We start from the raw sequence: 24,944 nt of genomic DNA on the forward strand, positions 1-24,944 counted from the left end.
CTCAGTCCGCCAGCTCCCGGGTCGCGGCGACCCAGTCGTCGAGCTTCGCCAGCGCACGGCCGTCGTCGACCGCGGCGGCCGCATCCGACATCGCTTCCGCGAGACGCTCCAGGATCGGACGCTGGACCTCGGCGGCATCCTGGAACAACCGGTACGACACCAGGCCCGCCGCCGCGTTCAGCAGCACGATGTCGCGAACCGGCCCGGTCTCTCCGGCGAGAGTGCGACGCACGACCTCGGCGTTGTGGTCGGGCGACCCGCCGAGCAGGTCGTCGATGTCGGCGAGGGGGATGCCGAGATCCCGCGGATCCAGATCGTGCTCGTGCACGTCGCCGCGGCTGATCTCCCACACCCGGCTGTGCCCGGTCGTGGTCAGTTCGTCGAGGCCGTCGTCACCGCGGAACACCAGCGCCGTCGCGCCGCGAGTCCGGAAGACGCCCGTGATGAGCGGGACGCGATCGAGATGGGCGACGCCGACCGCGTTGGCTTCGGCGCGCGCGGGGTTGCAGAGCGGGCCGAGGAAGTTGAAGACCGTCGGCACGCCGAGCTCCGAGCGTGTCGCCGCAGCGTGACGGAAGCCCGGGTGAAAAGCCGCGGCGAAGGCGAAGGTGATCCCCGTGCGATCGAGCGTCGCGGCGACGGCCTCGGGGTCGAGGGTCAACGCGATGCCCAGAGCCGACAGCACGTCCGAGGAACCGGACGCCGAGCTCGCGGCCCGGTTGCCGTGCTTGACCACAGGGACTCCGGATGCCGCGGCCACCACGGCCGCCATCGTCGAGACGTTGACCGTGCCGAAGCGGTCGCCGCCGGTGCCGACGATGTCGAGGACCTCGGCGCGCACGGGGAGCGGAACGGCGGCCTCGAGGATCGCGTCGCGGAAACCGACGATCTCCTCGACCGTCTCCCCCTTCGCGCGCAGCGCCACGAGGAATCCGGCCAGCTGGGAGGGCGTGGCCTCCCCCGCCATGACGCGTCGCATCGCCCACGTCGACTCCGACACGCTGAGGTCGCGCCCCTGCAGCAGGGTGGTGAGCAGATCGGGCCAGGTGAAGCGTTCCGCCATGCCACGATCCTTCCACATGCGGCGTGTCGGCCGAGGTCGGTCGGCGCTGCGCGGGAACCCCTTTCGCACCGGGGATTCCTTGTGGATTCTTAGGCTTCCCTAAGTCTCGATGATGGAATATCTCAGGCTGGCGATGGGAATATCGGTGCGTCGGATCGCGCATAATGGGATGGTGACGACACCAGCGACGTATTCCCAGGCCGTGCGCGCCGTGAAGCGACCCGATCCGGTCGCGGTCGGCACCATCGTGTGGCTGGGCAGCGAGGTCATGTTCTTCGCGGGCCTCTTCGCGATCTACTTCACTCTCCGCAGCACCTCGGCGCCCCTCTGGGCCGAAGAGACCCAGCTGCTGAACGTCCCCTTTGCCGCCGTCAACACGTTCATCCTCGTGATGTCGTCGGTGACGTGCCAGATGGGCGTCTTCGCCGCCGAGCGCTACCAGCCCTACACGGTGAAGTCGAACAGCTTCTGGAAGCGTTGGGGAATGGTGGAGTGGTTCTACCTCACCTTCTTCCTCGGCGCGATCTTCGTGTCGGGCCAGGTGTGGGAGTACGCGACCCTCGTGACCGAGGGCATGCCCATCAGCGCCAACCCGTACGCGTCGGCCTTCTACCTGACCACCGGCTTCCACGCCCTGCACGTGACGGGTGGCCTCATCGCCTTCCTCCTCGTCATCGGCCGCGCCTACGCCGTCAAGAACTTCGGTCGCAAAGAGATGACCACCTCGATCGTCGTGTCGTACTACTGGCACTTCGTCGACGTCGTCTGGATCGCGCTGTTCTTCGTCATCTACTTCCTGAAGTAAGAGAGCTGTACCTCACATGGCACGAGAGAAGAAGCCGCGTCGCTCGAACGGACGCCGCAGCCCCCTGGCCGCCGCCGCACTGATCGGTATCGGTCTGCTGCTCACGGGCGGCATCTACGCCGGAGCGTCGGCCGCCATGGCCGCCACCGACACCCCCACGAGCGCATCGAACTCGGCCAGCACGGTGGAAGAGGGCAAGAAGCTCTTCCAGGCCAACTGCGCCACCTGTCACGGGCTCGACCTGCAGGGCAGCCAGCAGGGTCCGTCGCTCTTCGGCGTCGGTGAGCTGGCGGTCCACTTCCAGGTGTCGACCGGCCGCATGCCGCTGCAGGCGCAGGGCCCGCAGGCTCCGGTGAAGCCGGTGCAGTTCACCGAGGAGCAGGTCAACGCGATCGCCGCCTACGTGCAGTCCTCGGCCCCCGGCCCCACCTACCCGTCCGCCGAGATCGTCGACGGACAGGGCGACGTGTCGCACGGAGCCGAGCTGTTCCGCATCAACTGCGCCATGTGCCACAACGTGGCCGGCGCCGGCGGTGCGCTCACCGAGGGCAAGTGGGCCCCCGACCTGCACACGGTCACTCCGGTCAACATGTACGCGGCGATGGTCACGGGACCGCAGAACATGCCGGTCTTCAACGACCTCAACCTCACCCCCGAAGACAAGCGCGACGTCATCTCGTACCTGATGTTCCTTCAGAAGTCCGAGTCCCCCGGCGGCTTCGCGCTCGGATCGCTCGGTCCGGTCTCGGAGGGTCTGTTCATCTGGATCTTCGGCATCGGAGCGCTCATCGCGCTCACCGTGTGGATCACGGCGAAGTCCAACTGATCGTCGTCATCGACATTACGTAACGTACGAGGAGCACCATGGCACACGAGGAAGACGCACTCGAGCACGAGAGGGCTTCATGGAAGCCCGGCTCCGGGCTCGCCGTCGCGGTTCCCGACCCCGTGCAGAACCCCGGCCTCCCGGGGCACCGCCAGCGCATGACCGATCAGGACCCGCAGGCGATGAAGCGTGCGGTCCGCACGGTCTACACGCTGTTCTACTTCTCCGTCGCGGCGAGCATCTGGGCGAGCATCGCCTACATGATCTTCCCGATCGAGTCGGGCGCGCTGATCGACATCCGCTACAACAACCTGTTCATCGGTCTGGGCATCGCCTTCGCGCTGCTCGCGATCGGCATCGGTGCCATCCACTGGTCCAAGGCCGTCATGGCCGACAAGGAGCACATCGAAGACCGGCACGCGACGCGGGGCCGCGACACCACCCGCGAGGGTGCGGTCAATGTGTTCGTCGAGGCCGACAAGGACTCCGGTTTCGGACGTCGCGAGATCATCCGCAACTCGATGTTCGCGGCGCTCCTCGCCTCGGTCATCCCCGGCATCACCCTGTTCCGTGGCCTGGCGCCGCAGGACGCCGACCCGGTCATGCTGCTCAGCCACACCATGTGGAAGGGCGGCATGCGTCTCGCGCACGACCCGTCGGGTCGCCCGATCCGCGCCGCGGACGTCACGCTCGGCTCGGCGTTCCACGTCATCCCGGAAGAGCTCGCCGGTCTCGGCCACGACGAGGGCTACCTCGAAGAGAAGGCCAAGGCCATCGTCCTGCTGATGCGTCTGCAGCCCGAGGCGCTGAACCCCGACACCAACCGCATGGACTGGACGTACGACGGCATCGTCGCCTACTCCAAGGTCTGCACGCACGTCGGCTGCCCCGTCGCCCTGTACGAGCAGCAGACCCACCACCTCCTGTGCCCCTGCCACCAGTCGCAGTTCGACGTCGCCAACGGAGCGGCCGTCATCTTCGGCCCGGCCGCCCGTCCCCTGCCGCAGCTCCCCATCACGGTCGACGCCGAGGGTTACCTCGTCGCGCAGAGTGACTTCGAAGAGCCCGTCGGCCCCAGCTTCTGGGAGCGCTCATGAGCACCGCCACCCATCCCGCGGAGAACATCACCACCGAACCCGCGGTGTACTCCGGTCCGCCCAAGGCCGACCGCGACAAGCCCCTCGGCGGTCGCTTCGTCGGCGCGGCCGCGAACTACCTCGACGAGCGCACGAGCATCTCGGGCATCGTCAAAGAGCTCGGTCGCAAGATCTTCCCCGACCACTGGTCCTTCATGCTGGGCGAGATCGCCCTGTGGAGCTTCGTCGTCGTGCTGCTGTCGGGGACGTTCCTGACGTTCTTCTTCCAGGCCTCGATGGTCGAGACGCACTACAACGGCGCCTACGAGCCCATGCGCGGCATCGCGATGTCGGCGGCGATGGAGTCCGCGCTCCACATCTCCTTCGACCTCCGCGGCGGTCTGCTCGTCCGCCAGATCCACCACTGGGCTGCTCTGGTGTTCGTCGCGGGTATCGGCGTGCACATGCTCCGCGTGTTCTTCACCGGAGCCTTCCGCAAGCCGCGCGAGCTCAACTGGGTCGTCGGCTTCATCCTGTTCATCCTCGCGATGGCGGAGGGCTTCACCGGTTACTCGCTCCCCGATGACCTCCTCTCGGGCAACGGCCTCCGCATCATCGACGGCATGATCAAGGGCCTCCCCCTGATCGGCACGTGGACCTCGTTCCTCCTCTTCGGCGGCGAGTTCCCGGGCACCGCGATCGTCGGTCGCCTGTACACCCTGCACATCCTGCTGCTGCCCGCCATCCTGGTCGCGCTCCTCGCGGTGCACCTGATGCTCATGATCATCAACAAGCACACGCAGTTCGCCGGCCCCGCCCGGACGAACAGCAACGTCGTGGGCTACCCGATGCTCCCCGTGTACGCCTCCAAGATGGGCGGATTCTTCTTCATCACGTTCGGTGTGATCGTGTTGATCGCAGCCCTGGTGACGATCAACCCGATCTGGAACTACGGCCCCTACGACCCGTCGCCGGTGTCGGCCGGTACCCAGCCCGACTGGTACATCGGCTTCGCCGACGGCATGCTGCGCCTGATCCCGCCGCACCTCGAGTTCGTGCTCTGGGGCCACACGTGGTCGTGGAACATCATCATCCCGGTCGGCGTGCTCGGTCTCTTCATCGTCCTCGTCCTGATCTACCCCTTCATCGAGGCGTGGATCACGGGCGACAAGCGCGAGCACCACATCGCCCAGCGTCCGCGCAACGCCGCGACCCGCACCGCCATCGGTGCCGCCGGCGTCACGTTCTACGCTGTCATGTGGGCTGCGGCCTCGTCCGACATCATGGCGACGCACTTCCATCTCACGATGGAGGGTGTCATCCACGCTCTCCAGGCTCTGCTCATCGTCGGGCCGATCATCGCCTACTTCGTCACGAAGCGCATCTGCATCGCGCTGCAGAAGAAGGATCGTGAGATCGCGCTCCACGGTTACGAGTCGGGCCGCATCGTCCGCCTCCCCGGAGGCGAGTACATCGAGGTGCACCAGCCGGTCGACGAGTACGAGCGCTGGAAGCTGGTCGACAACGAGACCTACGAGCCCCTCGTCGTGCGTCCCAACGCCAAGGGTCAGATCTCGGGCCTGCAGAACTTCCGCGCAGCGGTCTCGCGCTGGTTCTTCGAGGACCGGCTCACGCCGCTCACCCAGGCCGAACTCGACGCCGCGGTGGCCCACCAGCACCACGAGCTCGATCACATCGACCACGAGGAAGCCGACGAGATCGCCGGCGCCGACGCCCGTGCCGATGCCGAGGGTCGCCCTCACAACGCGGTCGGTGAGCGCGTGGAGGTCGAGTTCCCCGCTCCGAAGGGCCTGGGCCCGCAGGACGCCTCGGACAACGACAAGAGCTGAGAGAACCCTTCTCCGCGAAACCCCGGTGCTTCAGCGCCGGGGTTTCGTCGTTCCCCGGCGCAGTCCCCGCCCGACGGCATGGCAGGAAGCGATCGGCGTCTGGCACCCCGCCCCCTCTCCCCCGGCCAGAAGATGCGCATAACGTGAGGCCATGACCGACGCACACACCTACTTCTCACGCCGACTCGCGTTCGAGACGGATCCCTCGGACGTGTACGCCGCACAGAAGGCGGGCGATCCATTCGTGCTCGTCGACGTGCGCGGCGACGACGCGTGGGCCCAGGGACGCATCACGGGCGCGATACACATGCCCTACCGTCAGATCTCCGAACGTACGCCCGCCGAGCTCGACCGCGACACTCCGGTCGTCGTCTACTGCTGGAGTCCGGGCTGCAACGCCGGGCAGAAGGGTGCGCGGGAGTTCGCGCTCCTCGGCTACTCGGTTCGCGAGATGATCGGCGGATACGAGTACTGGGTACGCGAAGGTCAGCCGTTCGAGAACGACGAAGGACCGCTCGAGCGCGTCTTCGACCCCACGGTCATGGTCGTCCGTCGCTGAGCAGCGCCGGCGTCACGCGATCTCGACGTCCTCCGTGAACCAGCGCGCGGCCGAACCGAAGAACACGGGGTCGCCCGGCGGGAGTTCGTCGTCCACGATGTCGCACACCACAACGGTCACGTTGTCGCGCGTGCCGGCCTCGAGAGCCAGCGCCACCGTGGAGGCGGCGGCGGAACGCGGGTCGGGCGCAGCGGCGATGAGACGTGCGACGTCCGCCTCAGGCACGTAGTCCGTCAGGCCGTCGCTGCACAGCATCCACCGGTCGCCCACGCGCGGCGCGTGCGACGCGACCGAGACCACATCGCCCTCGGAACCCCCGAGAGACGCGGTGATGATGTTTCGCCGCGGATGAGAGGCAGCCGCTTCCGGAGAGATGATGCCGTGGTCGACGAGCGCCTGCACATAGGAGTCGTCACGCGTTTGACGCGTGAACTCCTCGTCACGCAGCAGGTAGGCGCGAGAGTCGCCCGTATGAGCGAGCAGCAGCTCCGAATCGACCCCGAGGAACACGCCAGTGAAAGTCGTGGCCATACCCTGCAGGGCGGGGTCGCGTTCCACGTGGGCACGGATGTCCCAGTTCGCTTCGCGAATGCGGACGAGCAGCCCTTCGGCATCCAGCCCTGTCCCCCGCGTCGCCACGAGGCGGTGCACGAGGGATGCCGAAGCGAGATCGCCAGAAGGGCCGCCTCCCACGCCATCGGCCACCGCCGCCCCCCAGGATGCCGCGAATGCGGCATCCTGATTGGTGGGACGGTGGGCGCCGGCGTCGGAGACGGCCGCGGTGTTCAACCGAAGGGGCACGAGATCAGCGCGCGAAGTACCCGCGGTAGTACTCGTAGACCCAGCCGACGATGGCGATCGCGAAGATGGCGAAGGCCACGGGCACGAGCCAGCTGCCGACCGCCAGTCCGATGACGGCGATCGCGGCCGAGCCGGCGAGGACGATGGGCCACCACGACCACGGGCTGAACTCGCCCATCTCGGGGTCGCCGTCGTCGATGTCGGCCGTCAGCGAGTCCTCGGGGAGCTCACCGCGCTGTGCCGTGACGACACGGCCGATGTAGAACGCGATCATGGCGCTCATCAAGCCCATGAAGATCAGCGCAACCGTTCCCACCCACTCCACCGAGCCGTGGCTGATCACGTTCCACACCGCGTAGACGATGCCGATGAAGAACGCGAAGCCCGTGAGCAGCCACCAGAGTCCGACATTGGTACGCATGGGTTACTTGACCTCTCCGGCTGCGGTGTCGACGACGGGCGCGTCGGGCGCGTCCTTCGCAGGACCCACGCCGACCGGGATCCCGGCCTCGGGGTGGTTCAGGTCGAACGCGGGACGCTCGCTGCGGATACGCGGGATCGACGTGAAGTTGTGACGCGGCGGCGGGCAGGACGTGGCCCACTCGAGCGACGCGCCGTAGCCCCACGGGTCGTCGACCGTCACGCGCGGCGCCTTGCGCGCCGTGATCCAGACGTTCAGCAGGAACGGGATCATCGAAGCGCCCAGGATCATCGAGCCGATGGTGGACAGCTGGTTGCCCCAGGTGAACCCGTCGGCCGCGGCGTAGTCGGCGTAGCGACGGACCATGCCGTCCACGCCCAGCCAGTGCTGGATCAGGAACGTCATGTGGAAGCCGATGAACAGCATCCAGAAGTGCACCATGCCGAGACGCTCGTTGAGCATCTTGCCCGTCCACTTCGGCCACCAGAAGTAGAAGCCGGCGAACATCGCGAACACGACCGTGCCGAACACGACGTAGTGGAAGTGCGCGACGACGAAGTACGAGTCGGAGAGGTGGAAGTCCAGCGGGGGCGACGCCAGGATGACGCCGGTGAGTCCACCGAAGACGAACGAGACCAGGAAGCCGAGTGCGAAGACCATCGGCGTCTCGAAGGTCACCGATCCCCGCCAGAGGGTACCGATCCAGTTGAAGATCTTCACACCGGTGGGCACCGCGATGAGCATCGTCATGAGCGCGAAGAACGGGAGCAGCACACCGCCGGTGACGTACATGTGGTGCGCCCACACGGCGACCGACAGGGCCGCGATCGCGATCGTCGCGTAGACGAGCGTCTTGTACCCGAAGATCGGCTTGCGGCTGAACACCGGGAAGATCTCCGACACGATGCCGAAGAACGGCAGGGCGATGATGTACACCTCGGGGTGACCGAAGAACCAGAACAGGTGCTGCCACAGCAGCACGCCGCCGTTCTCGGGGTTGTAGATCTGGGCGCCGAGCACGCGGTCGGCGGCGGCGGCGAAGATGGCCGCGGCGAGGACCGGGAACGCGAGCAGGATCAGGATGCTCGTGATGAGCGTGTTCCAGGAGAAGATCGGCATCCGCCACATCGTCATGCCGGGCGCGCGCATCGTGAGGACCGTCGTGATGAAGTTGACGGCGCCGAGGATCGTGCCGAAACCGCTGATGCCGAGGCCCAGCATCCAGAGGTTGCCTCCGACGCCCGGGGAGAAGCTCGCATTCGCCAGCGGCTGATATGCGAACCAACCGAACCCGGCGGCGCCCTGCGGGGTGAGGAAGCCCGACACCGCGATCGTGGAGCCGAAGAGGAACAGCCAGAACGCGAACGCGTTCAGACGCGGGAAGGCCACGTCGGGGGCGCCGATCTGCAGCGGCAGGAGCGCGTTGGCGAAACCGGCGAACAGCGGCGTCGCGAACATCAGCAGCATGATCGTGCCGTGCATCGTGAAGAGCTGGTTGTACTGCTCTTTGGTCGGGATGATCTGCATCCCGGGCTCGAAGAGCTCCGCACGAATGATGAGGGCCATCACGCCGCCGAGCATGAAGAAGAGCACCGACGCGATCAGGTACATGTACCCGATGGTCTTGTGGTCGGTGGAGGTGATCCACTTGACGACCAGGTTGCCCTTCTGCTCGACGCGGGTGCTGCTCAGCAGAGCGGCCTGACGGGGCGGGAGCGTCGTGGGACGCGAAGGACCCGTGCCCTGGAGCGGAAGCGTCGTGGCCATGATCACTTGTTCCCTTCGGCGCCGGCCGTGTTGAGGTTCTGCAGGCGGGACAGATCGCTGATGTCGCCCACGTCACCGGCCGCGCGCAGCGAGTCGAGGTACGACTCGTATTCTGCTTCGCTCACGACCTTGACGTTGAAGAGCATGGCGGAGTGGTACTCACCGCAGAGCTCGGCGCACTTGCCTTCGTACGTGCCCTCGCGCGTCGGAGTGAACGACCACTCGTTCTCACGACCGAGGTACATGTCCTTCTTGTAGAGGAAGTCGATGATCCAGAACGAATGGATCACATCGCGCGAACGCAGGTCGATCTTGACCGTCTTGTTCACCGGGAGGTAGAGCGTCGGCACGTCCTGGAGGTCGTATCCGTCGCCGGTCGCCTTTGCCTGGACACCCATCGAGTACACGGCGTCGGAGTTGTCTTCCTTCGTGCCGTTGTACTGGAAGTCCCACGCCCACTGCTTGCCGTAGGCGGTGATGGAGACGTCCGGGTTGTCGTACTGGGTCTCGAGGGTGTTCTGGTCACGCGCGGTGAAGGCGAAGAACCCGATCACGAGGATCAGCGGCACGACCGTGTAGAAGATCTCGACGGGCATGTTGTATCGCAGCTGCACCGGCAGGCCCGACTGGCCCTTGCGACGGCGGTAGGCGATGACGGCCCACAGCATGAGGCCCCACGTGATCACGCCGACCGCGAGCAGGACGATCCACGAGTTCACCCACAGACCGGCGACCATGTCGGTGTGGTTCGTCGCGGGCGTTCCGTCATCGACGAAGCCGGGAAGGAATCCGTGCAGCTGCGCAGTGGAGCAGCCCGACAGGAGTGCGACGGAAGCGATCCCGACGGGGACGGCTGCCCAACGAAGGCGACGTTTGGAGGGCACAGTGCACCTTTCCGGGTCGTGGATGTTGCTCTCGATAGTCTAGAGCAACCTCTTACGGTTCTCTGGCCAATCGTCCAGCACCGAAGCATCGAAAACCCCCGGTTCTCGCGGTGTGATCCGCGATTCCCGGGGGTCGTCGAATTCGGCGCCGGAGCGTCGTGGCGCGGCTCAGTGGAAGCTGTCGCCGCACGCGCAGGAGCCCTGCGCGTTGGGGTTGTCGATCGTGAAGCCCTGCTCCGAGATCGTGTCCTTGAAGTCGATGCTCGCACCGTCGAGGTACGGGACGCTCATGTCGTCGACGATGACCTCGACACCGTCGAAGTCGGCGACCTTGTCGCCGTCGAGATAGCGCTCGTCGAAGTAGAGCTGGTAGATCAGGCCCGAGCATCCGCCCGGCTGCACGGCGACCCGCAGGCGCAGGTCGTCGCGTCCTTCCTGCGACAGCAGGCTCTTCACCTTGTCGGCGGCGGCGTCGGTCAGGGCGACTCCGTGCTCGCGGGTGACGGCGTCGGACGACAGTGTCGTGTCGGTCATGGCGTGGCCCTTCGGGTCGTTCGGTCGCGGGGACGAGTCGATTCTACGCCCGGCTCGTCCCCGCGGAGCCGATCAGACGGTGCGGCGGTTGAGTCGTTCCAGCAGCAGCGCCTCCGAGACGAGGGCGTTGCGGAACGTCTCCAGGTGCAACGACTCGTTGGGGCTGTGTGCCCGCGCGTGCGGGTCCTCCACCCCGGTCACCAGGATCTGGGCGCCGGGGAACTCGCGGACGAGGTCGGCGATGAAGGGGATCGATCCCCCCACCCCGACGTCGACCGACTCCACGCCGTAGCCCTCGGCGAACGCCGCGCGGGCGTCCTCCACGGCCCAACCGATGGTGTCGACCAGGAACGCGTCGCCGCAGTCGACGTCGGTGAACTCCAGCTGCGCGCCGAAGGGGGCGTGCGCGCGCAGGTGCGCTTCGATGGCGGCGAACGCCTCCTCGGCGGGCTGCCCCGGCGCGACGCGGGCGCTGATGACCACGCGCGTCTCGGGGGCGAGGGTGTTCGACGCGGACTCCACGGGGGTGGCATCCCATCCGGTGATGGTCACGGACGGCTTGTTCCACAGGCGGCTGAGGATGCTGTCGCGCCCGATCGGCGACACGCCGTCGAGCAGGCCGGACTCGCCGCGGAGCGTCGCCTCGTCGTATTCGGGCGTCTCGGCGTCGCGGACCGCGAGCCCCTCGACCGCCACGGCGCCGTCGTCGTCCCACAGGGTCGCGAGGAGCTTGACGGTGGCGAGCATGGCATCCGGGACCGCGCCGCCCATCATCCCCGAGTGGGACGCGTGGGCGAGCGTGCGCACCGTGAGCGTGAAACGGGCGTTGCCGCGCAACGAGACGGTCACGGCGGGTGTGCGCTCGTCCCAGTTGCCGGAATCGGCGACCACGATGACGTCGGAGCGCAGGACGTCGGCGTGGTCCACGAGGAAACGAGCGAAGGAGCGGGAGCCGTACTCCTCCTCGCCCTCGATGAACACGGCGATGCCGAGGTCGAGGTCGTCGCCGAGCGTCTCGGCGAGGGCGCGGATCGCTCCGACGTGCACCATGATGCCGGCCTTGTCGTCGGCGGCTCCTCGCCCGTAGAGGCGACCGTCGCGGACCGTGGGCTCGAACGGCGGCGAGTCCCAGAGCGCCTCGTCTCCGGGGGGCTGAACGTCGTGGTGGGCGTAGAGGAGGACCGTGGGGCGGCCGTTGCGGGCCGGACGGGATGCCAGGACCGCGGGCTGTCCGAGTTCGTCGCTGTCCGCGATCGCGGCGCGTGCCACCTCGACCCGCTCGAACACGCCGGTGCCGCGCAGCAGCTCGGCGACCGCGTCGGCGCTGCGGGCCACCCCCGACTGGTCGAACGCGGGCCAGGCGATGGAAGGGATGCGCACGAGCGCACCGAGGTCGGCGAGGGCTGCGGGGATGCCGTCGGACGCGGTGGCGCGTACGGCATCCTGCCGGGACAGGTCAGGGGTCATGCGGGTAATCTTAAATCTCCGATCCAGTGAGCTCTCGAGGTTATCCGTGGCCAAGTCCCCTGCCCCCGTCCCCAACGACACCCCCGTCGCGGGGGATGCCACCGCCACGGGCAAGGGGCGTGCGACGCCGTCTCGGGCCGAGCAGGAGGCCGCGCGCAAGCGCCCCCTCGTGGCCGACACCAAGGAGGCGAAGGCCCGCGCCCGCGCCGACCTGGCGGCGCAGCGCGAGAAGGCCCGCGTCGGCATGGCGGCCGGCGACGAGCGCTACCTCCCCGTGCGCGACAAGGGACCGCAGCGCCGTTTCGCACGCGACTTCGTCGACGCCGGATGGCACCTGGGCGAGGGCGTGATGCCCTTCATGATCCTCGTCATCGTGCTGACGCTCGTGCCGAACGGCTTCTTCCAGTACTGGTCGTTCGTGGCGCTGTGGATCTTCATCCTCTTCGTCATCGGCGACATGATCATCACCTCCATCCGCGTCAAGCGCGCCGCGAAGGCGAAGTTCGGCGAGGACCGACTCGAGAAGGGTCTCGGCTGGTACTCCGCGATGCGCACGGTGCAGATGCGCTTCATGCGTCTCCCGAAGGCGCAGGTGAAGCGCGGCCAGTACCCGGCCTGACGCAGGTTCTGCGACGGCGGCGTGGTCCTTCGGGGCCCGCCGCCGTCGTCGTGTGCGGGCGGGAGTCGTGTCGCCGTCCCCCGGTAGACGTGCGATTGCCGTGCGCGCCGGGCGGGCGACGTCGTGTCAGTGGCGGCCGGCGAGTCCGCGATTGATCTGGCGTGCCCACAGCGGCCCGCGATAGAGGAACGCGGTGTACCCCTGGACGAGCGTCGCCCCGTGCGCGAGTCGCTCGCGGACGTCCGCGGCGGTCTCCACTCCCCCGGCCGAGATCACCACGAAGTCTTCCGGGACCGCGGCCCGCACGAGGTCGAGCACCTCGATCGCGCGCTGCTTCAGGGGCGCACCCGACAGCCCGCCGAGACCGGCCGCCTCGACGGTCTCCGACGACGTCCGCAGCCCGTCGCGGGCGATGGTCGTGTTGGTGGCGATGATGCCCGAGAGTCCCAGGTCCACGGCGAGGCGGGAGATGTCGCCGACCTCGTCGTCCGCGAGGTCGGGGGCGATCTTCACGAGCAGCGGCGTCGTCCCGGCCGCGTCGAGCACCGCCGCGAGCAGCGGCCGCAGCGTCTCCACGGCCTGCAATCCGCGCAGGCCGGGAGTGTTGGGCGAGGAGACGTTCACCACGAGATAGTCGGCGAGCGGGGCGAGCAGGCGTGCGCTGCGGACGTAGTCGGTCGTGGCATCCTCGACCGCGACCGCCCGGCTCTTGCCGATGTTGACCCCGATGACGGGACGCCGACGCGACCGGCGCAGCGCCCGCAGACGTCGAGCCGCGACCTCGGCACCCTCGTTGTTGAATCCCATGCGGTTGATCACCGCACGGTCGGCCACCAGGCGGAACAGGCGCGGCTTCGGGTTCCCCGGCTGGGGCAGGGCCGTGACCGTCCCCACCTCGACGTGGCCGAACCCCAGGGCCCGGAGGCCGCGGACCATCGTGACGTTCTTGTCGAACCCGGCCGCCACGCCGAAGGGCGATTCGAACGTGAGCCCGAGGGCGCGCACGCTCTGCGACGGGTCGGGCGCCGTACCGGCACGCACGACGGATGCCACCGGCCCCACGCCCGCGGCACGGATGACGAGAGCACCCAGGTGGTGCGCGAACTCGGGATCGAGGCGGCTGAGGACCGAGCGGAAGAGAAGGGGATACATCCCCGCCAGGCTACTGGACGTCGTCGTGCGCGGCGGGCGCGGACACCGCTCGTGCGGCATGGTCGGCGCGCAGCTGCGCGATCGCGGCATCGAAGTCGTCGAGCGATTCGAAGGCCTGGTAGACGCTCGCGAACCGAAGGTAGGCCACCTCGTCGAGTTCGCGCAGCGGCCCGAGGATCGACAGGCCGATCTCGTTCGCCTCGATCTGCGAGGACCCCGTCTGGCGGATCGCCTCCTCGACCTGTTGCGCGAGCATGGCGAGGTCGGCATCCGTCACCGGTCGCCCCTGGCAGGCCTTGCGCACGCCGGACATGACCTTCTCGCGACTGAACGGCTCGACGACCCCGGAGCGCTTGATCACATTCAAGCTCGCGGTCTCGACCGTCGAGAAACGGCCGCCGCACTTCGGACACTGCCGGCGCCGACGGATGCTGAGCCCGTCGTCGCTCGTCCGCGAGTCGATGACGCGGGAGTCCGGGTTACGGCAGAACGGGCAGTGCATGGGAAACCTCGATCAGTCCGCGAATCGTGCTGTGACGGCCTCACCGTGCGCGGGGAGCGCCTCGGCCTCGGCCAGGGTGACGATCGACTCGTGCACCGCCTCCAGAGCGCCCCGGTCGTACTCGACGACCTGCTGGGGCCGGAGGAACGTCGCAGCGGACAGGCCGGCGCTGTAGCGGGACTGTCCCCCCGTGGGCAGCACGTGGTTGCTGCCGGCGAGGTAGTCGCCCAGGCTGACGGGAGTGTAGGGACCCACGAACACGGCACCGGCGTTGACGTACTCGTCCGGGCGCGCATCGGCCAGGTGCAGCTCGAGGTGCTCGGGGGCGTAGGCGTTGCTGAAGGCCGTGGCCTGCGCGATGTCGTCGACGAGCACGATCGCCGACTGCGGCCCGCCGAAGGCCGCGCGCACGCGCTCGGCGTGACGGGTACCGGCGACGCGGGGCTCGAGCGCCGCCCGAACGGCGTCGGCGAGACCGGGGGCATCGGTGACGAGCACGGCCGAAGCCTGCTCGTCGTGCTCGGCCTGGCTCACGAGGTCCGCGGCGACGAGTGCCGGATCGGCCGACCCGTCGGCGACGATGAGGATCTCGGTCGCACCCGCCTCGGAGTCGGTGCCCACGCGTCCCGCGACCGCCCGCTTGGCCGAAGCGACGAAGTTGTTGCCGGGCCCCGTCACCACGTCGACCGGGTCCAGTCCCAGTGACGGGACTCCCCAGGCGAACGCACCGATCGCCCCGGCCCCGCCCATCGCGTACACCTCGGTGACCCCGAGCAGCTTCGCGGCCGCAAGGATCACGGGGTGGACGCGACCGCCGAACTCCGCCTGCGGCGGCGAGGCGAGCGCGACCTCGCGGACCCCGGCCACCTGGGCGGGGACGACGTTCATGACGACACTGGACGGGTAGACGGCCTTGCCGCCCGGGACGTAGAGACCGACACGACGGACCGGCTGCCAGCGCTGCGTCACCCGCGCACCGGGACCGAGCTCGGTCACCGACGGCGCGGGGATCTGCGCGGCGGACGCGGCGCGCACGCGACGGATCGCCTCATCGAGGGCGGCACGGATGCCGGGATCGAGATCTTCGAGAGCCTCGTCGAGGTGGGCGGCCGGGACGGCGATGGCGTGATCGCTGACACGGTCGAAGGTCGCGGCCTGCTCGCGGAGGGCGTCCTCGCCGCGTCGGGCGACGTCGTCGACGATGCGCGCCGCCGTGGCCAACGCTTCGTCACGGGCCGCGTCGGCCCGGGGAACCACGGCGAGGAACTCGGCCGGCGAGAGCGCGCGACCGCGCAGGTCGATGGTGCGGAGCATGCCTCCAGGCTACCGGTCGCAGACGAGCCGCCCGCGGTGGGGCGGGCGGCTCGCAGGCGGTGCTCAGCCGCGCGTGACGCCTGCGATGTCGTGCAGGTATCCGATGCGCCCGTCGTCGTGCCGGATGACGAAGGTCTCGCCGCGATCCTCGATCACGAGCGCCCACGCCGTCGGACCCACGCGGAAGATCGGAGTGCCGTAGTCGTCGACGACGTCGCGGTCTTCGGGTACCAGCGCCCAGAACGCCTGCGGCTGCGGGTGCCGCGGTGCGGTCGCGTGCTCGCGCGTGTGCTCGACGGATGCCGCGGTGCCGTCTGACCCGATCACGTCGGTGTCGTGCGCATCACTGTGGGTCGGGAACACCGAGGTCGCCGGCTCGGCGTCGGACGTGTGCGGGAGATCGGTCGACCCCGTGTAGCTGCCGGGCACGGGACCGTGTCCGATCGCCGCGCCGTGGTCGGCCGATGCGTCGCGGCCGTCCGCCTCGACCGGGGAGGTCGACGGAGCGCGCACCGGACGCGGACGAGCGGGACGCTTCGACACGGCCCGGACCGAACGGGCGTTGCGATGCGCGGGCGCGTCCGGACGTCCTTGGAAGTCCTGCTCGAACGGCGGGATGATCGGCGCGAAGACGGTGAGGACCACGCCCGCCAGAGCGAACACGGCACCGACCCAGACGACCCAGGTGCGCGTCCAGAGACCGGTCTCGGCCACCACCGACACGGCGTCCCAGACCCAGGCGACCCACACGAGCGCCGCGACCGAGAAGGCCACCGAGGCGAACTGATCGATCCCCAGCGACCCGACCCGTCGGATGCCCTGCGGAGACAGGCGGCGGAGCACCAGCAGGCCCACCGCGATCGTCGGGAGCGCAACGGTGGGGATCCACCACACGCCGGACAGCCACACGTTGTCGCCGCCGCCGAGCACGCGGACGTTGGCGGGCAGGTTGTTCGTCGGGAAGAAGGAGACCAGGAAGATCACGGCCCAGATCCCGAGCAGCGCGATCTCGCGGATCGAGAACGGGCCCACGCCGTACTGCGGGGCGGCGTCGGTCGACGCCGTCGTCCCGTGCGGGGCATGCGCGGCGTGCGCGTCGGCGTCGGGCAGCTCGGTGTGCGTCGAGCGGCGGGCGTTCACGTGCGCGCGAGCGCCGATCTGCTGCCCCGCGGCCGCGTCGTCGTCCGTGTCACGGTCGAGGTCGCCGGTCTCGGCGTCGGAGCGCCCGGTCCACGGGGCGGCGGCGGGTGTGCCCGTGGGAGTCGAGCCGTCCGTCCCCGAAGCGGAGTCGTCCGCCGCCGCGCCCGCGTCGTGCGCGGACAGGTCGTCGTAGCGATCGGTCACGATGGTCCTTTCGTTCGGGTGCCTCGGCACCCGTCGTCACTGTGAGACTGGCCGCGCCGCGCGGGGGAAGACCCCGGGTTGACAACACGACCGGGGCCTCAGCCCAGGCAGTTCGGGCCGAGCAGCCCCTTGAGCTCTCCGAAGAGATCGGCGGTCACCCGCACCGGCATCGGCACCTCGAAGACCTTGGCGGTGCCACCTTTGTGAAGCTTGAGAGTCACCTCCGTGTCACCGGCGTGCCGCCGCAGCATCTGCGCGAGCTCGCCCACGAGGGTTTCGTTCGCCCGCTGCTCGGGCACCACGAGAGTCAACCCGCTGAGCGCGTCCAGGCCCTCGAGGTCGGGGGCGAACGCGGACTGCGCGTGCAGGTTCAGACCGTCGTCGCGCCGGGACACCCGACCGCGCACGACGAGGATCGAATCGGCCTGGAGGACCGGGGCGAACTCGGCGTACGTCTTGCCCATGAACATCACGGTGACCTCGCCGTTGAAGTCCTCGACCGTGACCATGCCGTACGGGTTCCCGCTCTGCTTCGCGACGCGGTGTTGGACGCTGGTGAGCAGCCCGGCCACGGTGACCTGGTCGCCGTCCTGCACGTCATCGGAGGCGAGCAGATCGTGGATCGACGTCGACGCGTGCTTGGCCAGAGGCACCTCGAGCCCGGCCAGCGGATGGTCGGAGACGTAGAGGCCGAGCATCTCCCGCTCGAAGGCCAGCTTGTCCTTCTTCGTCCACTCCGGGCGCTCCGGCACCTTCACGACCTGCTGCGGTTCGTCCCACAGGGAGTCGAAGTCGAAGCCGACCTCGCCGTTCGCTTCGCGGCGCTTGTCGAGCACCGCCCCCTCGCAGGCGTCCTCGTGGATCTCGACGAGCGCGCGGCGCATGGACCCGAGCGAGTCGAACGCCCCCGCCTTGATGAGGGATTCCACCGTTCGCTTGTTCGCCACGTGCAGCGGGACCTTCGACAGGAAGTCGTGGAAAGAGGTGTACTTGGCATCCTGTCGCGCCGCGACGATGCCGTCGACGACGTTCGTGCCGACGTTGCGGACGGCGCCCAGACCGAAGCGGATGTCTTCGCCGACGGCCGCGAAGTACCGGATGGACTCGTTCACATCGGGCGGGAGCACCTTGATGCCCATGCGGCGGCATTCGTTGAGGTACACCGCCATCTTGTCCTTGGAGTCGCCGACGCTGGTCAGCAGCGCGGCCATGTACTCGGCGGGATAGTGGGCCTTGAGGTAGGCCGTCCAGTACGACACCAGACCGTAGGCGGCGGTGTGCGCCTTGTTGAAGGCGTAGTCGGCGAAGGACTCCAGCACCTTCCAGAGGGTCTGCTGCGCGACCTCGCCGTAGCCGCGCTCGGTCATGCCGCCGAAGAAGATCTCCTTCTGCTTGTCGAGCTCGCTCTTCTTCTTCTTGCCCATCGCACGACGCAGGAGGTCGGCCTGACCGAGCGTGTAGCCGGCGACGCGCTGCGCCACCGCCATGACCTGCTCCTGATAGACGATGAGGCCGTAGGTCGTGTCGAGGATGTCGGCCAGCGGCTCTTCGAGCTCGGGGTGGATCGGCTCGATCTCCTGCTGCTTGTTCTTGCGCAGGGCGTAGTTGATGTGCGAGTTGACGCCCATCGGACCCGGACGATAGAGCGCCAGGACCGCCGAGATGTCCTCGAAGTTGTCGGGCCGCATGAGGCGCAGCAGCGACCGCATGGGGCCGCCGTCGAGCTGGAACACGCCGAGGGTGTCACCGCGAGCGAGGAGTTCGTAGGATGCCGCGTCGTCGAGGTCGAGGTCTTCGAGGACGAGCGGATGCCCGCGGTTGGCCTCGATGTTGTCGAGGGCGTCGTTGATGATCGTGAGGTTGCGCAACCCCAGGAAGTCCATCTTGATGAGCCCGAGGGATTCGCACGCGGGGTAGTCGAACTGCGTGACGATCTGGCCGTCCTGCTCGCGACGCATGATCGGGATGATGTCGATGAGCGGCTCGCTCGACATGATCACACCGGCCGCGTGCACGCCCCATTGGCGCTTGAGGTTCTCGAGCCCGAGCGCGGTGTCGAACACCGTCTTGGCCTCGGGATCGGTCTCGATGAGCGTGCGGAACTCGCTCGCCTCTTTGTAGCGGGGGTGCTCGGGGTTGAACATGCCGTCCAGCGGCATGTCCTTGCCCATCACGGCCGGCGGCATGGCCTTGGTGAGCTTGTCGCCCATGCTGAACGGGAAACCGAGCACGCGACCGGCGTCCTTCAGCGCCTGCTTCGCCTTGATCGTGCCGTAGGTCACGATCTGCGCGACGCGCTCGTCGCCGTACTTCTCGGTGACGTACTGGATGACCTCGCCGCGACGACGGTCGTCGAAGTCGACGTCGAAGTCGGGCATCGAGACGCGGTCGGGGTTGAGGAAGCGCTCGAAGATGAGGCCGTGCTGCAACGGGTCGAGATCGGTGATCTTCATCGCGTACGCGACCATCGAGCCGGCGCCGGAACCGCGGCCCGGCCCGACGCGGATGCCGTTGTTCTTGGCCCAGTTGATGAAGTCGGCGACCACGAGGAAGTAGCCGGGGAACCCCATCTGCAGGATGACGTCGGTCTCGTACTCGGCCTGCTTGCGGACATCGTCGGGGATGCCGCCCGGATAGCGATCGTGGAGGCCCTTCTCGACCTCTTTGATCATCCAGCTGCCCTCGGTCTCGCCCTCGGGCACCGGGAAGCGCGGCATGTAGTTGGCGGAGGTGTCGAACTCGACCTCGCACCGCTCGGCGATGAGGAGGGTGTTGTCGCAGGCCTCGGGGTTGTCGCGGAAGACCTGACGCATCTCGGCGGCGGACTTGACGTAGTACCCGTCGCCGTCGAACTTGAAGCGCTTGGGATCGTCGAGGGTCGAGCCCGACTGCACGCACAGCAGCGCCGCATGGCTCGTCGCGTCGTGCTGGTGCGTGTAGTGCAGGTCGTTCGTGCCGACCAGGGGGATGTCGAGCTCTTTGGCGATCTTCAGCAGATCGCCCATGATGCGCCGCTCGATCGACAGGCCGTGGTCCATGATCTCGGCGAAGTAGTTCTCTTTGCCGAAGATGTCCTGGAACTCGGCCGCGGCGGCCTTGGCCGCCTCGTACTGTCCGAGGCGCAGACGCGTCTGGACCTCGCCGGACGGACACCCGGTCGTGGCGATGAGGCCCTTGCTGTAGGTCTGCAGCAGATCGCGATCCATGCGGGGCTTGAAGTAGTAGCCCTCCATGCTCGCCTTGGACGACAGGCGGAACAGGTTGTGCATGCCCTGCGTGGTCTCGGACAGCAGGGTCATGTGCGTGTACGCGCCCGAACCGGACACGTCGTCGCTCTGCTGTTCGGGAGTGCCCCACCGCACGCGCGTCTTGTCGGAGCGGTGCGTTCCGGGGGTGACGTAGGCCTCGATGCCGATGATCGGCTTGATGCCGGCATCCTTCGCCGTCTTGTAGAACTCGTAGGCGGCGAACGTGTTGCCGTGGTCGGTCACGGCGATCGCCGGCATGCCGAGTTTGACGGCTTCCTGCACCATGGGGCCGATGCGCGCCGCGCCGTCGAGCATGGAGTACTCGCTGTGCACGTGAAGGTGAACGAAGGAGTCTGCTGCCACCCGTCGAGTGTACGTTCCTCCCCCGACATCGGCCTGGGTTAGCGTGGGCGCGTGCCCACTCCCGACTTCGTCCTGGAACTGCGCCGCCACATCGGCACGAGCCCGCTCCCCCTCGTCGGCGTCACCGCGGTGATCGTGCGCGGCGACGCGGTGCTGTTGGGGCGCCGCAGCGACACCGGGCGCCTCACTCCGATCACGGGCATCGTCGATCCCGGCGAGGAACCGGCCGATGCCGCCGCCCGCGAGGCCGAGGAGGAGGCGGGCGTGCGGATCCGCGTCGACCGTCTCGCCTGGGTGCACCAGATCCCCCGCGTCACCTACGCCAACGGCGACCAGAGCGACTATCTCGACCTGACTTTCGCGTGCACGTGGGTCGACGGCGAACCCGAGCCGGTCGACGGCGAGATGACCGAGGTCGGGTGGCATCCGATCTCGGAGATCGAGCGGATCCTGGATGCCGAGATGTCGGCGCGCGTGTCCGCTGCGCTCACGCCCGGGCCCGCGAGGTTCGAGGGCGGACGCTGATCCCGCGTCAGACGCCGTCGCGCAGCACGTCGAGTGCGTGCTGCAGATCGGTCGGGTAGGACGACTCGAAGCTCACCCATTCCCCCGTCGCCGGGTGGGTGAAGGCGAGCCGGTGGGCGTGCAGCCACTGGCGTGTGAGGCCGAGCCGGGCTGACAGCGTGGGGTCGGCGCCGTACAGCGGGTCGCCCGCGCACGGGTGCCGGTGGGCCGCCATGTGGACGCGGATCTGGTGCGTGCGGCCGGTCTCGAGGTGGATCTCGAGGAGAGAGGCCCGGGGGAACGCCTCGAGCGTCTCGTAGTGCGTCACGGAGTCCTTGCCGTCGGGCGTGACGGCGAACTTCCACGAGTGGTGGGGATGCCGACCGATCGGCGCGTCGATCGTGCCGGCCAGCGGATCGGGATGCCCCTGGACCACGGCGTGATAGATCTTGTCGACCGTGCGGTCCTTGAACGCGGCCTTCAGCACCGTGTACGCGCGCTCGGTCTTCGCGACGACCATGAGGCCGCTCGTGCCCACATCGAGACGGTGCACGATGCCGCGACGCTCCGCGGCACCGCTGGTGGCGATCCGGAATCCCGCGGCGGCGAGGGCGCCGAGAACCGTGGGGCCGTCCCAGCCGACGGAGGGGTGCGCCGCGACGCCGGACGGCTTGTCGACGACGACGATGTCGTCGTCGTCCCACACGATGCCGAGGTCGGGGACGGCGACGGGCACGACTTCCGGATCGCGCCTGGGCTCCCACTCGACGCTCAGCCACGTACCGGCGCGCAGACGATCGGATCGACCGACCGTGCGCCCGTCGACACTCACCCCGCCCGCGTCGGCGACCTCGGCCGCGAACGTCCGCGAGAACCCCAGCATCTTGGCCAGGGCCTGGTCGACGCGCGTCCCTTCGAGCCCGTCCGGGACGGGAAGACTCCGCGAATCCATGTCAGCGGACGCCGGACTCGTCAGACGCGTCCGACGCGTCGACCGCGTCGTCGGACGCCGCCGGGGCGACGCGGGACGCGCGCGTCTCGCGGGTGCCGTCGAGCCGGAGACCGAAGAGCACGAGGAGGGCGACCGAGATCATCATCGACACGATGAACACGTCCGCGACGTTGTAGATCGCGGGCATCATCCACGGCGTGGAGATGAAGTCGACCACGTGCCCGACGGGGAAGCCGGGCGCCCGCAGCAGGCGATCGGTGAGGTTGCCCAGGACGCCGCCGAGCAGCAGCCCGAGGACGACGGCCCACAGGCGCGAACGCACCCGCGTGACCGCGAGGAACACGATGATCACGGCCACGACCGCGAGCGCGATCGTGAAGATCCAGGTGACGCCCTCGCCGAGCGAGAACGCGGCGCCCGGATTCCTGACCAGATAGAACTGCAGGGCTTCGCCGATCACCGGGACGACACGCTCCGGGGGGAGATTGTCGATGGCGATCGTCTTCGCCAACTGGTCGGCGGCCAGCACCATCGCCGCGAGGATCGCGACGAGGGCGCCGGCCGCCGCCGAACGCAGAGGAGATCGACTGCGCAAAGAGTCGGCCTACAGACCGATCGCCGACACGGGCGTCGAGCCCGACGACGAACCGGCGGTGTCGAGGTCGCGGAGCTGGCCCTCGATGTACGAGCGCAGCTGCGAGCGGTAGTCGCGCTCGAAGTTGCGGAGCTCGGTGATCCGGCCCTCGAGCGTGGTGCGCTCCTTCTCGAGGCGGGCACGCTCTTCGCGGCCCTGCTTCTCGGCCTCGGCGACGATCGATGCGGCCTGGGCCTGCGCCTCGGAGATGAGCTGGTCGCGCTGCGCCTTGCCCTCGGCGACGTGCTCGTCGTGCAGACGCTGGGCCAGCTCGATGATGCCGGCGCTCTGGGCGGCGGGGGCGGCGTCGGACTCGGCGGCAGGCGCCGCGACCGGAGCGGCAGCCGGCACCTCGGTGACGACGGGCTCCTCGGCCGCGGGGGCCTCGGCGGCCGGAGCGGCCTCGCCGGACTCGAGCGCGGCGAGCTTGGCCTTCAGCTCCTCGTTCTCGGCGATCGTCTTGCGCCATTCGACGACGATCTCGTCGAGGAAGTCGTCGACCTCGTCGGGGTCGAAGCCCTCCTTGAAGCGCACGTGCTGGAACTGCTTGGTGACGACGTCATCGGGGGTCAGTGCCATGGTGTTTCCTCTTTCGAGAGCTCTGAATCGGAACTGGGGGGGGTGTCGCACCGGGGCACACCGCTTCGGAACAGCATAGCCGCCGCCCTTCTCCGGTGTCGAAGGGCGGCGGCTGTGCGGGACTCAGAGGGCGGCGAGCGACCGCGTGACGCTGAGCAGCAGGAAGCAGGCGAACATCGTGATCGCGAAAGCGAAATCGATCGCGATGCCCCCGATCCGCAACGGCGGGATCACCCGCCGGAGAAGCCGGATGGGAGGGTCGGTCACGGTGTACACGATCTCGGCCAGCACCAGCGTGGCGCCACGAGGACGCCATTCCCGGTTGAACATCGGGATGTACTCGAGCACGAGACGCGCCAGGAGCAGGACGATGTAGATGAACAGGAGCGCGCTGAGGATGGAGCCGACCAGGCTCAGGACGGCCACGATCGATTACTGGGACGCGAAGGGCGCGGCCTCGGGGTCGGCCTGGGCGATCGCACCGTCGCCGGAGACGGCGATGTTCTCGGGCGAGAGCAGGAACACCTTGCTCGTGACCCGCTCGATGCGACCGTAGAGGCCGAGCGACAGACCGCTCGCGAAATCGATCAGGCGGCGCGCGTCGGCGTCGCTCATCTGCGACAAGTTGATGATGACCGGGATTCCCTCGCGGAAGTTCTCGGCGATCGTCTGCGCGTCGCGATACTGCTTGGGGTGCACGGTGAGGATCTCGCTCACCGGGCCGGCGGCGGGCTGACGCACCACGGCCGGACGGTGCAGCGGCGTCACCGGAGCAGCCTTCTCGACGGCCGCGGGCTGCGCCGACTGCTTGCGCGCGACCTGCTGCGGAGCGGTCTCCTCATAGGTCTCCTCCTCGTCGGCGAGGCCCAGGTACACCATCGTCTTCTTGAGCGGGTTCGACATCGCATCCTCCGTTCGCTCGTCTGTTTCGAGGCTAGTCGCGAGGGGGTCGCGGACCCGTGATTGCGGAGCCGATCCGCAGGTGTGTCGCGCCCATCGCGATCGCCTCGGGGAAGTCGCCCGTCATGCCGGCCGAGATCCACGTCGCGTCGGGGACGACGCGACGGACGTCGTCCGCGCACGCCCGGAGCCGTTCGAAGGCCCGCGCCGGCTCCTCATCCAGCGGCGCGACCGCCATGACACCCCGCAGTCGAAGCGTCTCGAGCGAACGGACATGGGATGCCAGCTCCTCCGCTTCGGCGGGAGCGACGCCCCCGCGACCGGGATCGTCCGTGAGATTGACCTGCAGCAGCACATCCAGACCATCGCCGTCGCCCGCGGCATCCAAGGCATCCGCGATGCGCGTGCGGTCGACGGAGTGGACCACGTCGGAGGCGGCGCGGACGGCGCGGGCCTTGTTGGTCTGGGCCTGCCCGATGAAGTGCCAGCTCAGGCCGTCGAGTTCACCCACCTCGCGGTGCTTGGCGGTCAGCTCCTGCTGGCGGTTCTCCCCCACGTCCCGGACACCGAGCGCGTAGAGGTCGGTGATGAGCGACACCGGGTGGAACTTCGTCACCACGATGCGGGTGATCCCGGCGGGGTCGCGCCCGGCCGCGCGGGCGGCGTCGATGATCCGCGCGTCCACCTCGGCGAGACGATCGGCGAGGGCGGCATCCATGGGTCCTCCTTCGACGACGCAGCGGGTCCGGTGGACACCGGACCCGCTGCGTCAGTCGTTCG

25 protein-coding genes are annotated in these 24,944 nt (G+C 68.5%); 7 read left to right on the plus strand and 18 right to left on the minus strand.

Annotation, left to right across the window (positions count from 1 at the left end; genetic code table 11):
* Position 1: 1 nt before the first annotated feature.
* Positions 2 to 1,063, minus strand: coding sequence for an anthranilate phosphoribosyltransferase (gene trpD, locus BGO45_RS10490; protein WP_292693887.1), 1,062 nt, complete (start codon positions 1,061 to 1,063; stop codon positions 2 to 4).
* Positions 1,064 to 1,232: 169 nt separating this feature from the next.
* On the opposite strand from trpD, the gene BGO45_RS10495 reads away from it, so the two are divergent.
* From BGO45_RS10495 to BGO45_RS10515, 5 genes are all read left to right on the plus strand, one after another.
* A complete protein-coding gene (locus BGO45_RS10495; RefSeq protein WP_076490677.1) occupies positions 1,233 to 1,868 on the plus strand; it encodes a heme-copper oxidase subunit III in 636 nt (211 codons plus the stop codon).
* 16 nt (positions 1,869 to 1,884) lie between these two features.
* Entirely contained in the window at positions 1,885 to 2,694 is an 810-nt protein-coding gene (locus BGO45_RS10500) for a cytochrome c (protein WP_076490678.1), read from the plus strand.
* Between the two features lie 38 nt (positions 2,695 to 2,732).
* Entirely contained in the window at positions 2,733 to 3,791 is a 1,059-nt protein-coding gene (locus tag BGO45_RS10505) for a ubiquinol-cytochrome c reductase iron-sulfur subunit (protein WP_292693895.1), read from the plus strand.
* Positions 3,788 to 5,620, plus strand: coding sequence for a cytochrome bc complex cytochrome b subunit (locus BGO45_RS10510; RefSeq protein WP_292693898.1), 1,833 nt, complete (start codon positions 3,788 to 3,790; stop codon positions 5,618 to 5,620). The genes BGO45_RS10505 and BGO45_RS10510 overlap by 4 nt, the downstream gene beginning before the upstream one ends.
* 151 nt (positions 5,621 to 5,771) lie before the next feature.
* Positions 5,772 to 6,179 carry a rhodanese-like domain-containing protein gene (locus BGO45_RS10515; RefSeq protein WP_292693901.1) on the plus strand — a complete coding sequence of 136 codons (408 nt, stop codon included), beginning with the start codon at positions 5,772 to 5,774 and terminating at the stop codon, positions 6,177 to 6,179.
* A 12-nt stretch (positions 6,180 to 6,191) separates the two neighbouring features.
* Here BGO45_RS10515 and BGO45_RS10520 read toward each other — a convergent pair whose 3' ends face one another.
* From BGO45_RS10520 to BGO45_RS10545, 6 genes are all read right to left on the minus strand, one after another.
* The gene (locus BGO45_RS10520; protein ID WP_292693903.1) at positions 6,192 to 6,980 is read right to left on the minus strand and encodes a protein phosphatase 2C domain-containing protein; all 789 of its coding nucleotides are present in this window, start codon (positions 6,978 to 6,980) and stop codon (positions 6,192 to 6,194) included.
* A gap of 4 nt (positions 6,981 to 6,984) precedes the next feature.
* Positions 6,985 to 7,401, minus strand: coding sequence for a cytochrome c oxidase subunit 4 (locus tag BGO45_RS10525; protein ID WP_292693905.1), 417 nt, complete (start codon positions 7,399 to 7,401; stop codon positions 6,985 to 6,987).
* Positions 7,402 to 7,404: 3 nt separating this feature from the next.
* Positions 7,405 to 9,168: a cytochrome c oxidase subunit I gene (gene ctaD / locus BGO45_RS10530; protein ID WP_076490684.1), complete on the minus strand. Its 1,764-nt coding sequence runs from the start codon at positions 9,166 to 9,168 to the stop codon at positions 7,405 to 7,407.
* A gap of 2 nt (positions 9,169 to 9,170) precedes the next feature.
* Positions 9,171 to 10,052 carry a cytochrome c oxidase subunit II gene (gene coxB / locus BGO45_RS10535; protein WP_083696495.1) on the minus strand — a complete coding sequence of 294 codons (882 nt, stop codon included), beginning with the start codon at positions 10,050 to 10,052 and terminating at the stop codon, positions 9,171 to 9,173.
* Positions 10,053 to 10,220: 168 nt separating this feature from the next.
* Positions 10,221 to 10,586, minus strand: coding sequence for an iron-sulfur cluster insertion protein ErpA (gene erpA, locus BGO45_RS10540; protein WP_076490686.1), 366 nt, complete (start codon positions 10,584 to 10,586; stop codon positions 10,221 to 10,223).
* A 72-nt stretch (positions 10,587 to 10,658) separates the two neighbouring features.
* A complete protein-coding gene (locus BGO45_RS10545) occupies positions 10,659 to 12,053 on the minus strand; it encodes a dipeptidase (RefSeq protein WP_292693913.1) in 1,395 nt (464 codons plus the stop codon).
* A 46-nt stretch (positions 12,054 to 12,099) separates the two neighbouring features.
* Between BGO45_RS10545 and BGO45_RS10550 the strand changes: the two genes are divergently transcribed.
* Positions 12,100 to 12,672, plus strand: coding sequence for a DUF3043 domain-containing protein (locus BGO45_RS10550; RefSeq protein ID WP_292693916.1), 573 nt, complete (start codon positions 12,100 to 12,102; stop codon positions 12,670 to 12,672).
* Between the two features lie 126 nt (positions 12,673 to 12,798).
* On the opposite strand, the gene BGO45_RS10555 is transcribed toward BGO45_RS10550, so the two are convergent.
* The 5 genes from BGO45_RS10555 to dnaE form a co-directional block, all read right to left on the minus strand.
* Positions 12,799 to 13,824: a quinone-dependent dihydroorotate dehydrogenase gene (locus tag BGO45_RS10555; protein ID WP_292693919.1), complete on the minus strand. Its 1,026-nt coding sequence runs from the start codon at positions 13,822 to 13,824 to the stop codon at positions 12,799 to 12,801.
* A 10-nt stretch (positions 13,825 to 13,834) separates the two neighbouring features.
* Positions 13,835 to 14,326: a transcriptional regulator NrdR gene (nrdR, locus tag BGO45_RS10560; protein ID WP_076490690.1), complete on the minus strand. Its 492-nt coding sequence runs from the start codon at positions 14,324 to 14,326 to the stop codon at positions 13,835 to 13,837.
* 12 nt (positions 14,327 to 14,338) lie between these two features.
* The gene (hisD, locus tag BGO45_RS10565; RefSeq protein WP_292693922.1) at positions 14,339 to 15,640 is read right to left on the minus strand and encodes a histidinol dehydrogenase; all 1,302 of its coding nucleotides are present in this window, start codon (positions 15,638 to 15,640) and stop codon (positions 14,339 to 14,341) included.
* Positions 15,641 to 15,703: 63 nt separating this feature from the next.
* A complete protein-coding gene (locus tag BGO45_RS10570; RefSeq protein WP_292693924.1) occupies positions 15,704 to 16,984 on the minus strand; it encodes a hypothetical protein in 1,281 nt (426 codons plus the stop codon).
* A 98-nt stretch (positions 16,985 to 17,082) separates the two neighbouring features.
* A complete protein-coding gene (dnaE, locus tag BGO45_RS10575; RefSeq protein WP_292693926.1) occupies positions 17,083 to 20,595 on the minus strand; it encodes a DNA polymerase III subunit alpha in 3,513 nt (1,170 codons plus the stop codon).
* Between the two features lie 51 nt (positions 20,596 to 20,646).
* Between dnaE and BGO45_RS10580 the strand changes: the two genes are divergently transcribed.
* Positions 20,647 to 21,120 carry an NUDIX domain-containing protein gene (locus tag BGO45_RS10580; protein ID WP_292693928.1) on the plus strand — a complete coding sequence of 158 codons (474 nt, stop codon included), beginning with the start codon at positions 20,647 to 20,649 and terminating at the stop codon, positions 21,118 to 21,120.
* A gap of 7 nt (positions 21,121 to 21,127) precedes the next feature.
* On the opposite strand, the gene BGO45_RS10585 is transcribed toward BGO45_RS10580, so the two are convergent.
* The 6 genes from BGO45_RS10585 to BGO45_RS10610 all read right to left on the minus strand — a co-directional run bounded on the left by BGO45_RS10585 (position 21,128) and on the right by BGO45_RS10610 (position 24,882).
* The gene (locus tag BGO45_RS10585; protein ID WP_292693930.1) at positions 21,128 to 22,051 is read right to left on the minus strand and encodes an RluA family pseudouridine synthase; all 924 of its coding nucleotides are present in this window, start codon (positions 22,049 to 22,051) and stop codon (positions 21,128 to 21,130) included.
* Between the two features lies 1 nt (position 22,052).
* The gene (lspA, locus tag BGO45_RS10590; RefSeq protein ID WP_292693932.1) at positions 22,053 to 22,646 is read right to left on the minus strand and encodes a signal peptidase II; all 594 of its coding nucleotides are present in this window, start codon (positions 22,644 to 22,646) and stop codon (positions 22,053 to 22,055) included.
* Positions 22,647 to 22,655: 9 nt separating this feature from the next.
* The gene (locus BGO45_RS10595) at positions 22,656 to 23,264 is read right to left on the minus strand and encodes a DivIVA domain-containing protein (RefSeq protein ID WP_292693934.1); all 609 of its coding nucleotides are present in this window, start codon (positions 23,262 to 23,264) and stop codon (positions 22,656 to 22,658) included.
* 123 nt (positions 23,265 to 23,387) lie between these two features.
* Positions 23,388 to 23,690 (minus strand): YggT family protein, encoded by a 303-nt coding sequence (locus BGO45_RS10600; protein WP_292693937.1) that lies wholly within the window; start codon positions 23,688 to 23,690, stop codon positions 23,388 to 23,390.
* Between the two features lie 6 nt (positions 23,691 to 23,696).
* Positions 23,697 to 24,167 carry a cell division protein SepF gene (locus tag BGO45_RS10605; RefSeq protein WP_076490699.1) on the minus strand — a complete coding sequence of 157 codons (471 nt, stop codon included), beginning with the start codon at positions 24,165 to 24,167 and terminating at the stop codon, positions 23,697 to 23,699.
* A gap of 31 nt (positions 24,168 to 24,198) precedes the next feature.
* The gene (locus BGO45_RS10610; protein WP_292693943.1) at positions 24,199 to 24,882 is read right to left on the minus strand and encodes a YggS family pyridoxal phosphate-dependent enzyme; all 684 of its coding nucleotides are present in this window, start codon (positions 24,880 to 24,882) and stop codon (positions 24,199 to 24,201) included.
* Positions 24,883 to 24,944: the final 62 nt, after the last annotated feature.

It is taken from the genome of Microbacterium sp. 71-36 (assembly GCF_001898305.1).
In the GTDB taxonomy this organism is placed as follows: Bacteria; Actinomycetota; Actinomycetes; order Actinomycetales; family Microbacteriaceae; genus Microbacterium.